We start from the raw sequence: 13,618 nt of genomic DNA, 5'->3' as shown, positions 1-13,618 counted from the left end.
CCGGGGCACACCACCGCGGACCGCACCCAGCGGCCCTGTAGAACAAATGGAGTTACCCATGGCAGCAAAATCCGTCCTTGACCAGGTCATTTCCCTCTCCAAGCGGAGGGGCTTTGTCTTCCAGGCCGGTGAAATCTATGGTGGCTCCCGTTCGGCGTGGGACTACGGTCCCCTTGGCGCCGAACTGAAGGAAAACATCAAGCGCCAGTGGTGGCAGAGCATGGTCCGCGGCCGCGAGGATGTTGTAGGCCTGGATTCCTCCGTCATCCTTCCCCGCCAGGTATGGGAAGCGTCCGGCCACGTGGAAGTCTTCTCCGACCCCCTGGTTGAATGCCTGTCCTGCCACAAGCGCTACCGCGCGGATCACCTCGAGGAAGAGTACGAGGAAAAGAAGGGCCGCCCGGCAGAAAACGGCCTGGCCGACATCGTCTGCGCCAACTGTGGCACGCGCGGCCAGTGGACCGAGCCCCAGGAATTCTCCGGCCTCCTCAAGACATTCCTCGGCCCGGTGGCCAGCGAAGAAGGCATGCACTACCTGCGCCCGGAAACCGCCCAGGGCATTTTTGTGAACTTCAACAACGTCCTGACCACGTCCCGGAAGAAGCCGCCGTTCGGTATCGGCCAGATCGGCAAGTCGTTCCGCAACGAAATCACGCCCGGCAACTTCATCTTCCGTACCCGTGAATTCGAGCAGATGGAGATGGAATTCTTCGTTGAGCCCGGAACGGACGAAGAGTGGCACCAGTACTGGATGAAGGAGCGCATGTCCTGGTACACGGACCTGGGCATCCGTGAGGACAACCTCCGCTTCTTCGAACACCCGCTGGAAAAGCTCAGCCACTACTCCAAGGGCACCACGGACATCGAGTACCGCTTCGGTTTCCAGGGTTCGGAGTGGGGCGAGCTTGAGGGCATCGCCAACCGCACGGACTTTGACCTGTCCACGCACGCCAAGGCCTCCGGGACGGACCTGAGCTACTTCAACCAGGCCACCAACGAGCGCTACACGCCATTCGTGATCGAGCCTGCCGCAGGCCTGACCCGGTCCTTCATGGCGTTCCTGATCGACGCTTACACCGAGGACGAGGCACCCAACGCCAAGGGCGGCGTCGACGTCCGCACCGTGCTCAAGCTTGATCCCCGCCTGGCGCCGGTCAAGGCCGCCGTCCTTCCGCTGAGCCGCAACGAGGACCTGTCCCCGAAGGCCAAGGCCCTGGGTGCCCAGCTGCGCAAGAACTGGAACATCGACTTCGACGACGCCGGCGCCATCGGCCGCCGCTACCGTCGCCAGGACGAAATCGGTACCCCGTTCTGCATCACTGTGGACTTCGACACCCTCGAAGACCAGGCCGTGACCATCCGTGAGCGCGACACCATGAGCCAGGAACGCGTCTCCCTGGACAAGGTTGAGGGCTACCTGGCAGCTCGACTGATCGGCGCCTGACCGTGGCTTTGGAGTACCGCGAATGGAAGGAAGGCGACGACCTCGCCCTCCTGGAAATCTGGGGTGGCCCCGAGACACTTCCCGCTGAGCAGTTCCGGGCGGCCCTGGCACCGTCCGGCAACCAGCCCTGGCGTCGGTGCATCGTGGCCGAAGACGTGGTCGATGGCGTGCGGATTCCCGTTGCCGCCGGCGTGGTCCACGAGGCTTCCCTGCACCCCGAACGTCTTTGGGCGTACATCGAGGTTGCCAAGGACCACCGGCGTGAAGGCGTCGGTGCCACCCTGCTGACCATGCTCCGCCGCGAAGCCGCGAACTCGCCGTCGGGCGTTTCCAAGCTGCGCAGCAAGGTGGAGCCGGGCACTGCGGGTGCGGCTTTTGCTGCTGCCGCGGGACTGGTTCCCATCCAGCGTTCCCAGCTGGTTGTGGTGAAGCCGGAACCTCTGTCTTTGCCGCGCTTCGGCGACGGTTCCGAGGAAGCCGCTTCAGAGCGCGTGGAAGACCTGGCCACGGGATCCGTTGAGTTGAGCGACGTGGTGGGCAAGTACTACTCACACGTTCATCACTGGGACAACCCGGGGGAACTCAGCATTGCCACGGTGCAGCGCTTGTTCCTGCACGACCTCACTGGTGCCCATGGGGCGATTGTCCTGCGCGCGCCCAAAGCCAGTGCATTTGGCCAGGGCGTTCCAGCCAGCAGGAAGGGCAAGATCCAGGCCTTCGCCATCAGCTACGCCCAAGGCAACTCCGACGAGCCCTCCGATGTCTTCCTGGGCCATGATCCACAGCTCTCGGCCGAGGAAGCAGCTTTCGCGGTGCGGGACCTTTTGGCACTCATTGCCTACCAGCACCCTGTCCTGCTGGAAGTTGATGATTCAATGACGGCGCTGCGCACTGTCCTGGAGCCCCTGTTGGACTCCGGGAAAGCCCATGTACGGGGCGCGGACACGGTGATCGTCAGCGACTGACCACTGATTCGCCGTTACGGATCCCACGCCGCCCGCTTTCTGCGGGCAGCGTGGGATTCTGCGTTTCCCGGCAGTGTCTGCAGCGGCCCTGGTGCCGCGTAGGCTTAAGGCCATGAGGTTTTGCTGCTGATGGGCCACGGTCACTCCCACGGACATTCTGAAAGTCCAGAGCCAACCCCGCAGGCCCTTGCCTCGCGGAAAAAGGCCAATTGGATCCTTGCGGCCGTACTGGTTCCGCTGGGGGTCCTGACGCTCGTGGCCATGATGGTCATGTGGCCCTCCGGAAGCCGCGAAGGAATTACCTTCTCCAGCCCCTACCAGGCCGCGCCGGGCGTTACTTTCGATACCGGCCGGATCCAGAGCGTGGTGGTGGAAAGCTGCACACAAACCGGCCAGGCCGATGCCGGCCAGGGCACAGGCCAGGGCGCCACGGACCCGTCCGGCACAGGCCAGGGCAGCACGGGCCAAACCGATCCAAACCAAGGCGGGTCGCAGTGCACGTTCGCTTTCACTGAGCCGGACAAGGGTGGAGACGTCGTCAAGGTGGTCATCAACCCTGACGTAGCCATGTCCCACGGCGTGGATGTGGGGGATTCCATCAGGTACCTGAACCTCTCCGCAGTCCAGGGCGCCAACGCCGGCAGTGGAGCTCCAGCGTACGTTTTCGTCGATTTCGTCCGTTCCATCCCCATCGCCATCCTCGCCGTGTTGTACGCAGCGGTGGTCATTGCGGTGGCCCGTTGGCGCGGTTTCCGTGCGCTGCTCGGACTGGTGGGTGCCTACTTCGTCCTGGTGAGCTTCATCCTGCCTGGACTGGTGGAGGGCAAGCCGCCGCTGCTTCTGGCACTGGTGGGGTCAACGGTGATCATGATCGGGGTGCTGTACTTCGCGCACGGATTCTCGGCGCGGACATCGACGGCGCTGCTGGGAACCATCTTTGGGCTCAGCATCACCGCATTGTTGGCTGCCTGGGCCACTGATGCCGCCAACCTGGCCGGTGTGGGAAACCACGATGCCTCGACGCTGGTCAATATGTCACCCCAGATCTCGATTTCCGGGATCATCCTTTGCGGCCTCATCATTTCCGGCCTTGGCGTCCTGAACGACGTGACCATCACACAGTCCTCCGCAGTGTGGGAACTTTACGAACTCGCCCCCAACACCAGTGCACGCAAGCTGTTTACCTCGGCCATGAGGATCGGCCGGGACCACATTGCTTCGACGGTCTACACCATCGCCTTTGCCTATGCCGGGGCTGCCCTCCCGATCCTCATCATCGTGATGCTCTACGACCGCCCTCTGGCTGAAGCACTGACCAGCGCCGAATTGTCCGAGGAAGTCATCCGGACACTCGTGGGCTCCATCGGACTGGTCCTGGCCATCCCGGTCACCACGCTGATCGCGGTCCTGGTGGTCAAGGCCACTGGCATGAAGCGACTCGCTGCTGCCGGTGGCCCCGCTGTAACTGCAGATGAGCTTAAGGACACCGGTTCCTTGGCGGCCGCTGCCGCCGTCGTGGGTTCCGTTCCGACGGCAGATCACGACGCCGGTGAGCGCCTTGACGCGTCCGGCAAGCCGGCGCAGCCTGGCAGCCGACGGGCACAGCGCGAAGCGGAGCGGCGCGGAGACACGAACGACGCCACCTAAACCCAAGCCCTGTTCCTGTTCGCCCCGCAATTCTACGTACGCATGGACAAACAAGGCAGAGTTCCGGCAGGGTGTCCACGGATTTGCCCCGCTTTGCAACAATGGATAGGTGACTGTTGTAGCAACGCCCCCCGCACCAAAGCTCGAGCTCCCGCCATTGAAGCTCGGTGGGATCACCGTGGACACCCCGGTAATCCTTGCCCCCATGGCGGGCATCACCAACTCGGCCTTCCGCAGGCTCTGCCGTGAATACGGTGGCGGCATGTATGTGGCCGAGATGGTGACCTCCCGTGCCCTGGTGGAGCGGACGCCCGAATCCTTGCGCATCATCTCGCACGACGAGGACGAGAAAGTCCGGTCAGTCCAGCTCTACGGCGTGGATCCGGTGACGGTAGGCGCAGCGGTGCGGATGCTCGTCGAGGAGGACCGGGCGGATCACATCGACCTCAACTTCGGCTGCCCCGTGCCCAAAGTGACCCGGCGCGGCGGCGGTTCGGCCCTGCCGTGGAAGATCGACCTCTTCACCTCCATCGTCAACACTGCGGTTAAGGAAGCTTCCAAGGGCGGCATCCCGCTAACCATCAAGATGCGCAAAGGCATTGACGAGGACCACCTGACGTACCTCGACGCCGGCCGGATTGCCCGCGATGCCGGAGTGGCCGCCGTCGCCCTCCACGGACGGACCGCAGCACAGTTCTATTCCGGCCAGGCCGATTGGTCCGCCATCGCCCGGCTTCGTGAAGCCCTCCCGGATATCCCCGTGCTGGGCAACGGAGACATCTGGTCGGCCGAGGACGCTGTCCGCATGGTCCGGGAAACCGGCGTGGACGGCGTGGTGGTTGGCCGTGGCTGCCAGGGCCGTCCTTGGTTGTTCGGCGACCTGCAGGCAGCTTTTGAAGGCAGCGACCAACGGCACCGTCCCGGGCTCCGCGAAGTGGCTGAGGGCGTCTACCGCCACGCCGAACTCATGGTCGAGACCTTCGGGAACGACGAATACAAGGCCTTGCGCGAGATCCGCAAGCACATGGCCTGGTACTTCAAGGGTTACGTCGTGGGCGGCGAACTCCGCGCGAAACTGGCTACAGTGCCCACCCTTGAGGTGCTGCGCGAATACCTCGATGAACTGGACATGGACTCGCCCTACCCTGGCGTCGATTCCGAAGGCCCGAGGGGCCGTGCGGGTTCACCCAAGAAGCCTGCCCTGCCCAAGGACTGGCTGGTGAGCCGTCAGCTGAACGCTGAACAGAGCGCGGATATCTCCGCTGCCGAGCTGGACGTTTCGGGCGGCTAGCCTCACACGTGTAAGACTGACTCAAGAAGCTCCACACCCCGGCGCTTGAAGGAGGCAGATACCAATGGGAACCGAAGCAGTGCTCGGCCACAACAGCAGCACCCACGACTACGTCCTGGCCATTCCCGGCTATGCGGAAGCGGACTCTGCGCGGTGGGTCGAAGAGCCACGGAAGAACACGTACCGCTCCGACTTTGAACGTGACCGGGCCAGGGTCCTGCATTCCTCCGCACTGCGCCGGCTGGGTGCCAAAACGCAAGTGGTTGCCCCGGATACTGACGATTTTGTCCGCACCCGTCTGACACACAGCCTGGAAGTGGCACAGGTGGGCCGTGAGCTGGGCCGTTCCCTGGGCTGCGATCCGGACGTTGTGGACACTGCGTGCCTGAGCCACGATCTTGGCCACCCGCCTTTCGGCCACAACGGCGAGTCCGCGTTGAACGAGGTCGCCCATACCATTGGCGGTTTCGAAGGCAACGCCCAAACGCTTCGCCTGCTGACCCGCCTCGAGCCCAAGGTCCTTGCCGAGGACGGCCGGCCGGCAGGGCTTAACCTGACCCGCGCCAGCCTCGACGCCGCCTCCAAGTACCCGTGGTCCGCCGTCGACGCCCCGGTGATCCATGGACAGCGGACCAGCAAGTTCGGCGCCTACGAGGACGATCTTCCGGTTTTCGAATGGCTCCGCGAAGGCGCCCCCGGAAACCGCTCCTGCATCGAGGCCCAGGTGATGGACCTGGCGGACGATATCTCGTACTCGGTCCACGACGTTGAGGACGCGATAGTCGCCGGACACTTCCAGCTCAAGTGGTTGGACAACCCCGACCACCGGGCGCGCGTGGTGGGCTATACCAAGCAGTGGTACCTGCCACATAACGATCCCGCCGACATCGATGCTGCGCTGGCGCGTCTGGAGGCCACCAAGGTCTGGGTCCGGGAGGCCGATGGCAGCCGGAAATCCATGGCCGCCCTGAAGGACATGACCAGCCAGCTGATCGGCCGGTTCTGCCAAAGTGCCATGGAAACAACCCGTGCCCACTTTGGTCCAGCCAACCTGACCCGCTACGACGCCGAGCTCATGGTTCCTGAGGACACCGTCACTGAGATCGCGGTCCTCAAGGGCCTGGCCACCACCTTTGTCATCTCCACGGACCACCGCCAGCCGGTGTACGAACGTCAACGCGAAGTGCTGCATGCGCTGGTGGGTGTTTTGAACGCCACCGGAGACCGCCACCTGGAGCCGATGTTCGCCGCGGACTGGCGCGACGCTGCCGACGACGGTGCCCGGTTGCGCGTGGTGATCGACCAAGTGGCATCACTGACGGACGTCTCGGCACTGGCCGTGTACGAACGGCTCGTGGGCAGCTTGCCATCGCTCTGGTGACTCCTGGCCAGCCGGCGTTAACGGCCGGGAGTCCTGGGGCGAGAGACTAGGATGGTGACGTGGCTGGCCTGATCAAACGTGAAGATATCGACGAAGTACGCCAGCGCACGGATATCAAGGAAGTCGTTGACGGTTACGTCACGCTCAAGGGCGCCGGGCTGGGCAGTTTCAAGGGCCTGTGCCCCTTCCACGACGAACGATCCCCCTCCTTCACGGTCCGCCCGCAGGTGGGCAGGTACCACTGCTTCGGCTGCGGCGAAGACGGAGACGCCATCTCCTTTGTCCAGAAAATGGATCACAGCTCCTTCCATGAGGCTGTTGAGAAATTGGCCGCCCGGATTGGCTATGAACTGCGCTACGAAGACGGCGGAACCGGTCCCAGCCGTGAGGAAGTGGGCAAGCGGCAGCGCCTGCTGGATGCCCACAAGATCGCCGACGAATTCTTCCGTGCGCAATTGCTGACCCCCGGTGCCGCCGAGGGCCGGAACTTCCTGGATGGCCGCGGCTTTGACCGTGCGGCCGCCGAACACTTCGGCGTGGGATACGCTCCCCAGGGCTGGGACGCCCTGCTGAAGCACCTGCGCGGCAGGGGGTTCACCGATGCTGAGTTGAAACTCACAGGCATGTTCTCGGAGGGAAACCGGGGCATCTACGATCGCTTCCGCGGCAGGCTGATCTGGCCCATCAGGGACATCGCAGGGGACACGATCGGTTTCGGTGCCCGCAAGCTCTACGAGGACGACCAAGGCCCCAAATACCTCAACACCCCGGAAACCACCCTCTATAAGAAGTCCCAGGTCCTCTACGGGATCGACATCGCCAAGCGGAACATCGCCAAGGAGCGGCAGCTGGTGGTGGTGGAAGGGTACACAGACGTTATGGCTTGCCACCTTGCAGGAGTCACGACGGCGGTAGCCACCTGCGGTACTGCCTTCGGTACCGAACACATCAAGGTTGCCCGGCGGCTGCTTTCGGACGACGGCAGCGGGGGAGAGGTCATCTTTACCTTCGACGGCGATGCCGCCGGCCAGAAGGCGGCACTGAGGGCGTTTGAGGAAGACCAGCGCTTCACGGCCCAGACGTACGTTGCCGTGGAACCATCGGGCGCGGATCCCTGCGACCTTCGCCAGCTTAAGGGCGACGCGGCGGTGCGCGACCTCATCGGGACCCGGAAGCCCCTCTTCGAGTTCGCCATCCGCGCGACGCTCCGCAGGCACAACCTGGACACCGTCGAGGGCCGTGTGGCAGCCCTGCGCGAAGCCGCCCCAGTGGTGGCGCAGATCAGGGATTCAGCCACCAGGCCCGGCTACACACGCAACCTGGCCGGCTGGCTGGGTATGCCCATTGAGGAAGTCAGCAGCTACGTGGGGGCAGCGGCAAAGCGCGCTGCATCCGGTGGCAGTGCACCACTGCCGGCCGGTGCCGCCGAACAACCGGCGGGAGCACCGCCGTCGAGCGGCCTTGTCTTTCAACGCCCCGATCCCCGGGATCCCATTGCCGGCATGGAACGCCAGGCGCTGGAGGTTGTCCTCCAGGAGCCGGGCGTGCTGGGCGGGGGAGCCTGGGAGCGCTTCGAAGCCTCCCACTTCGCCACCCCCGCCTACGCCGCCGTCCACACGGCAGTGCGGGCTGCCGGGCTTGCCCATGCGGGCGATCCCGTGGCCTGGGTGGAGCAGGTCCGCCAGGAAGTACCCGAGCCCCTGCGGCCCTTGGTATCCGAGCTGGCAGTAACACCCCTGCCTGCCAGTACCCCGGAGGCCATGCAGCGGTATTGCCGCGACATCCTGGCCCGCCTGTTTGAATTGCAGATCACCCGTATCAAGGCAGACAAGATGGGCCAGTTGCAGCGACTGGACGCAGGAGCAAATCCGGAGGAATTCCAGCGCCTGAACCGCGAACTGATGCAGCTCGAAATGGAGCGCCGGGCGCTGCGATCGGACGGCTGAGAAGCTCGATTTCGTTTTCCGCCGGGCCCCTGTTAAGCTAGTAACCGCTTCATTCCTCCGTAGCTCAATTGGCAGAGCATTCGACTGTTAATCGAAGGGTTACTGGTTCAAGTCCAGTCGGAGGAGCGCACAATACCCCCGTTCCGGGTTCCGGAACGGGGGTATTTTTATACCCGGAGGGGGTATCCGGAGCCGATTTCGCATTCCGGTAAAACCTTTGCTAAAGTCATAACCGCTTCATTCCTCCGTAGCTCAATTGGCAGAGCATTCGACTGTTAATCGAAGGGTTACTGGTTCAAGTCCAGTCGGAGGAGCATCCGGACCCCGCATCGGCATCACGCCGGTGCGGGGTCCAACTTTTTCTAGACGAAATCCATCTCCACCTGCAGGAAGCGTGCAGCCTCGGCCACGGCCGCCACAAACGAATCCTGCTCCGTGGGCGGGGTCCTGGGTTCGCGCGGATGCCACTCGTGCGGGGCCGAGTAGACCCGCGTGAAGCCTCCGCCGGGTGGTGCATAGAAGATGCCAAACCGCTGGACCGGCCACTCGGGGGACGTCTCCGGGGCCACAAGCAATGCGGCGTCCGCTTCGGGGTTGTACCACTGGGCGATGGGCCGGCGGCGGTCATCGGTAAAGAGGCCCGCGGCATAGAGGGCGGCCGACTGGGGACTGGTCACTGAGCACAAGCGGTCCCACCACAGCGGCAGGATGCGTTCATCCCGGCGCTGCCATGGTGCCGGAAGCGGCTGCAGCTCTTGCCAATGGGGCACACCTCAACTTTATCGCCGGTACGGGGCAGGCAACAGGGGAATACCTAGCGGGAAAGACCAAGCCGTGGGTAGAGGACCTCGAACCCTTTGGTCAGCCCCGCATTAAGCGCCAGTCCCACGTGGCCGCCGTTGGGAACCTCGTAATAGGTCACCGTCATTCCGGCCTCCCGTGCCGCGGCAGAGACAGCTTTCGCTGCGGCCACGTAGGTCACGTCATCGGAGCCGACGGTGAAGACTGCAGTTGTGTCCGGGAATTGCTTGCCCTTCATGATGTTGATGGGCTTTTGGGCGTCGTAGTCCGCCTGGCTGCCGCCGAAGATGGATGCGAGGTTCCCTGCAGGGTCCTCGGCTCCCGGGAATTCTTCACCCGAGATGTCCACCACATTGCCCCACATTTTGGGGTATTTCAGGGCGAAGGAGATCGCGCACTGGCCGCCGTTTGAGTAGCCGGCGATGGTCCAATGCCCGCGGTCCGGGAGGATGTTCAGGTTGGCTTTCGCCCAGTTCACTACGTCCTCATTGATGTACTTCTCCACATTGCCGTACTTGGCAGTGTCCAAGCACAAGGTGTCGTTCTCATCCGGTCCGATCTGGTCCGCCACGATCGCGATAGGGGCCAGGCCGTTGTTCTTCGCCGCGAATTCGTCCAGTGCGGCTGAGACATACTGGGGATCCGGAAGGCCTGGCTGGCCCATCATGAGGACGAAGAGTGGCAGCCGGGGCGGGTTCGCGGTCAGCGCTGCCGGAGGCAGGTAGATCCCTGCCGGCCTGGCCTCAAATCCGGAGGCAGTCGCCGGAATCACCTGGGTGCCCACCTTGCCTTTGGCGGGCATTCCTGCCGGCGGTTTCCAGCTCTCCCAGAGGGGCCCGGCGGGTATGGAAGCATCCGGGTTCGGCTTGTTCAACTCGATGGCGCCCTCGGTGGAAATGCCCAAGGCCGAACCCAGTGTGTTGTTCAGCCCGAACTCCGTATTGATGCCCAGGGCCGCGACCAGGACAAAGACAGGGATGGACACCGCAGCCACCACCTTCCGCCACGCGCGGCTGTGCCGGAAGCTGACCACGGCCAGTCCCAGCGCTGCGAAGCAGGAGATGGCCCAGAACCAGACGCGGGGGGTCAGGCCCACATGGAAGACGTCCATGACGTCTTCCACGATCCACACCGTCAACCACCCCAGCAGCGCAGCCGCCACGATGGCAACGATCGCGGTCAACGCCCAACGGGCAGACGGCCGCAGGAAGAGCACCAGGAAGAACACGACGCCGATCGCCCCGGCAACGGTCATGACCACAGGGCCGCTGATCTCAAGTTTCAGGAGGTCGTCCATGGCTAGTGGGTTCCCGGCGTCATGCTGCAGGTTCCCGGGCAACCATTTGCCGCAGCAGGCCCGCGCTTTGCGCCGTGGAGAGCCCGGGCAGGTACGCGGAACCTACCGCGATGCCGATCGATGGGAGGGCAAGGGGGTCCTGGTAGTACATGTACAGGGTGCGGTGCTCCGGCTGGAACCTCGATTTGAAGGCGGCCAAGGACTTGAACCCGTACATCGGCTCCAGGGCATTGCCGAGCAGCGCCAGGACACGGTCCAGGGAACTGTGGTCGCCGTCGCCGTCGATGGCACCGGCACCGGCGTTGGCAAGCGGGGAACCGGACAAGGAGATCATGGGGACCTCTTCCTTGAAGTGGGTTACGGCAGAGGCGATCAGGAATTCCATCACTCCCTTGAAACCGGTGGTCCGGCGTCGCATGAAGTCCAGCGTCCAGCCCGAGATGACACCGTTCCGGAATACCGGCAGCCAACTGGTGACCCCATGGACCAGGCCGTCGTCATCGACCGCCACGCAACAGAGGACTTCAGGATCCTTCAGTTCATCCAAGCCGCCCAGGGTGAAGCCCATCTCCGGCAGGGCCTTGTCCGCAACCCACTCTTCGGAGATCTCCGCCAGTTGGGCCCTGATTCCCGGGGGCATTCCCTGGTACGGATACCAGTGGTCCTTGATGGACAGTTTCTCTGCCCGGTTCAGGGCGGTGCGCACGTTTTGCCATTCCTTGCCCTTGAAGGTCATGGCCTGGACGTTGAGGAGCGTCTCCTCGGCCACTTCCAACTTGCGGAACCCCCGGGGCAGGAGCGGTCCATCCAGTTCGGCGGTCACTGAATAGAAGCACGGTGTCAGTCCCAGGCCGGCGCAGTGGTTCACGAATCCAGTGGCTGCGTCCGCGTGATGCTCTTCGGCGCCAAAGGGGCCGGCAACCGTGAGGGCAACACCGTTATGGACCTGGAAGGCAACACCGGACTTCCTGTCGGGGGCGAACCAGTACTGGTTGTTATCCCACAGTGCCATCCAGGACAGCGTGCCGCCGCCGTCGTGGAGCAACTCCCGGGTGTGGCCCAGATCAGCTGCCGGGTCCGTTGCAAGTTGCCTGAACCGCCGGAAGTTGTTCAGGACCAGCACCAGGATGCATAGCCAGATGATGTCCCCGCCCAGCCCATACACCACGGTGCTCAGCAGGCCTTGGGGGAGGGCCACCACAAAGGGAACAGGGAAGGGGACCAGGATGTGCGTCAGTTGGCCGGCGAGGTCCCACAGGGTCGAGCGGCCAGGGTTGCCTTCCGCGAACCAAAACGCGACATACAGGACGATTGCGACCACCGTGAGGACCAGTGATGTCCTTCCCAGGACCCGGTATCCGGCGTCGCTGGACTCCACCCTGAACTTGTGGCGGTTGGCCAGCAGCAACGCCACGATGATTACCGGGGCCAGGAATGCCGGGACCGCGTACAGCAGGAGATAGCCGAAATCGTCATCGCCCAGGGTGACTTCCGGATCGGTGGCGTATTGGACGATGGACAGGACCGTGACGGCGGCAAGGTACGCCTGGATCACCAGGGTCAGCCGATAGGCGAGCCGGCGTCCCCGGCGCAGTCCTTCAGCGCAGACGAGGAGCAGGAGGACCGGTATCAGCGTCAGGATTGCTGCGCCGAAGCTTTGCACGCCCACGATTCCCTGCAACGTCACGCAGCTGGTGTCGTTGTCGCAGGCTTCCTTGACTTCATCGGCGTCGGGACTGGCCTGGAGCATGACCTCCGAGACCACGGACAGGGGGCCGATTTCCCACGTGCCGGTCAGTTGCGTGAGCAGGGGTCCCAGGGCGAAAACGCCAACTACCGTACCCACCAGGAACCGGGTTTCACGGATGGTTGAGGAATGCAGAGAGCCTGCGCGGCGCCGGAAGACCAAGGACTGGATGGCCCAGCCGGCCAGGGTGCCCAGCACGGCACCGGCAAGTGCTTGAAGTGTTTGGGCCACCCCCACGAACAGGGCGAACATCAGCGTAGCGGCCAGCAGCCACGTCCTCAGCCGCCGCCGCCAGAGCGCGTCCAGTGCCGCCGTCGCAAATCCGAGGGCGGCGGCAGCGCCGCCATAGGCGCCTACAACATATTCGCCGCCCAGGAAACTGAGCCATTGGTCGGACGCGTCGGTTCCGAACGTCACAAGTGCCACAAGTACCAAGGCGCTGAGGGCTGAGCCTGCAATGAAGGCGAGCAGGGCGGCCCAGGAACCCATCACGCGCTCGGCGATTCCGACGCCCACCAGGATTGCGGCCGTGCAGGCAAGATAGTCCAGAAGGGACGAGGCAAAGAATGCCGACGTGAAAACGGACCACCATGGTCCTGGCTCCACTGCCAATCCCAGGCCCAGCTGGTCCAGCAAAGCCTCGCTGGGTCCATCCAGCAGACTCCCCGTTATTGCCCCCAGGACCCACAGCAAAGCTGCCAACCCCAGTGTCAGGGGCAGTCGTCGCAGCGTAGCCAAGCCGCGGACACCGCCCCGCAATTCCACAGCCGCGCTCATGTGATGTCCCCTTCACCGGTCCGGCGCCGGATAGCCCGGCTGGCCACCATTCTGCCTTGCGGAAGCGTGTAAAGGGAGAGGCTCGACGGCCCGACGTCGGCGGGTCGCCTTTTGCGGGGCGCGTTGTGTGCCGGCGCGCTAGCCCCTGTTCCAGGGGCCGGGGTTCACCCGGTACAGGACGGCGGCACCGACGACGGCACCAAGGATCGCGCCGAACAGGGCACTTCCGGCCGCCCGGCCTATGAGTGCGCCGGCCATGGCGCCCAGCAGGGCGCCGAGGAAGAGTCCCCTGCCGTTACGGTGCGGTTTCCTGGTCATGGTC

General features: G+C 64.0%; 10 protein-coding genes and 2 tRNA genes. 8 read left to right on the top strand and 4 right to left on the bottom strand.

Features of this window, described 5'->3' with window-relative positions; translation table 11 throughout:
* Nucleotides 1-58 precede the first annotated feature (58 nt).
* The 8 genes from BLQ01_RS06320 to BLQ01_RS06285 all read left to right on the top strand — a co-directional run bounded on the left by BLQ01_RS06320 (nucleotide 59) and on the right by BLQ01_RS06285 (nucleotide 8,988).
* Entirely contained in the window at nucleotides 59-1,444 is a 1,386-nt protein-coding gene (locus BLQ01_RS06320) for a glycine--tRNA ligase (protein ID WP_026541472.1), read from the top strand.
* A 2-nt stretch (nucleotides 1,445-1,446) separates the two neighbouring features.
* On the top strand, nucleotides 1,447-2,409 hold the full coding sequence (locus BLQ01_RS06315) for a GNAT family N-acetyltransferase (protein WP_091550645.1): 963 nt from the start codon (nucleotides 1,447-1,449) through the stop codon (nucleotides 2,407-2,409).
* 129 nt (nucleotides 2,410-2,538) lie between these two features.
* Nucleotides 2,539-4,056, top strand: a complete 1,518-nt coding sequence (locus BLQ01_RS06310; protein WP_091550643.1) for a YibE/F family protein — start codon at nucleotides 2,539-2,541, stop codon at nucleotides 4,054-4,056.
* 109 nt (nucleotides 4,057-4,165) lie between these two features.
* A complete protein-coding gene (gene dusB / locus BLQ01_RS06305) occupies nucleotides 4,166-5,347 on the top strand; it encodes a tRNA dihydrouridine synthase DusB (protein ID WP_026541475.1) in 1,182 nt (393 codons plus the stop codon).
* Between the two features lie 64 nt (nucleotides 5,348-5,411).
* Nucleotides 5,412-6,728 (top strand): deoxyguanosinetriphosphate triphosphohydrolase, encoded by a 1,317-nt coding sequence (locus BLQ01_RS06300; protein WP_091550642.1) that lies wholly within the window; start codon nucleotides 5,412-5,414, stop codon nucleotides 6,726-6,728.
* Between the two features lie 59 nt (nucleotides 6,729-6,787).
* Nucleotides 6,788-8,674 (top strand): DNA primase, encoded by a 1,887-nt coding sequence (gene dnaG / locus BLQ01_RS06295; RefSeq protein ID WP_026541477.1) that lies wholly within the window; start codon nucleotides 6,788-6,790, stop codon nucleotides 8,672-8,674.
* A 53-nt stretch (nucleotides 8,675-8,727) separates the two neighbouring features.
* Nucleotides 8,728-8,800: transfer RNA gene (locus BLQ01_RS06290), tRNA-Asn, on the top strand.
* A gap of 115 nt (nucleotides 8,801-8,915) precedes the next feature.
* Nucleotides 8,916-8,988, top strand: a tRNA-Asn gene (locus BLQ01_RS06285).
* Nucleotides 8,989-9,036: 48 nt separating this feature from the next.
* Here the strand turns inward: BLQ01_RS06285 and BLQ01_RS06280 are convergent.
* From BLQ01_RS06280 to BLQ01_RS06265, 4 genes are all read right to left on the bottom strand, one after another.
* Nucleotides 9,037-9,444: a hypothetical protein gene (locus BLQ01_RS06280; protein WP_026541478.1), complete on the bottom strand. Its 408-nt coding sequence runs from the start codon at nucleotides 9,442-9,444 to the stop codon at nucleotides 9,037-9,039.
* 44 nt (nucleotides 9,445-9,488) lie between these two features.
* Complete coding sequence (locus BLQ01_RS06275; RefSeq protein WP_026541479.1) at nucleotides 9,489-10,772, bottom strand: alpha/beta hydrolase; 1,284 nt, start codon at nucleotides 10,770-10,772, stop codon at nucleotides 9,489-9,491.
* A gap of 19 nt (nucleotides 10,773-10,791) precedes the next feature.
* Nucleotides 10,792-13,296 carry a DUF2156 domain-containing protein gene (locus BLQ01_RS06270; protein ID WP_091550640.1) on the bottom strand — a complete coding sequence of 835 codons (2,505 nt, stop codon included), beginning with the start codon at nucleotides 13,294-13,296 and terminating at the stop codon, nucleotides 10,792-10,794.
* A 138-nt stretch (nucleotides 13,297-13,434) separates the two neighbouring features.
* Nucleotides 13,435-13,614, bottom strand: coding sequence for a glycine zipper domain-containing protein (locus BLQ01_RS06265; RefSeq protein WP_026541481.1), 180 nt, complete (start codon nucleotides 13,612-13,614; stop codon nucleotides 13,435-13,437).
* Nucleotides 13,615-13,618: the final 4 nt, after the last annotated feature.

Source organism: Arthrobacter sp. UNCCL28 (assembly GCF_900102805.1).
Taxonomy (GTDB): Bacteria; Actinomycetota; Actinomycetes; order Actinomycetales; family Micrococcaceae; genus Arthrobacter; species Arthrobacter nicotinovorans_A.
This window is presented reverse-complemented; position numbering and strand designations above follow the sequence as displayed.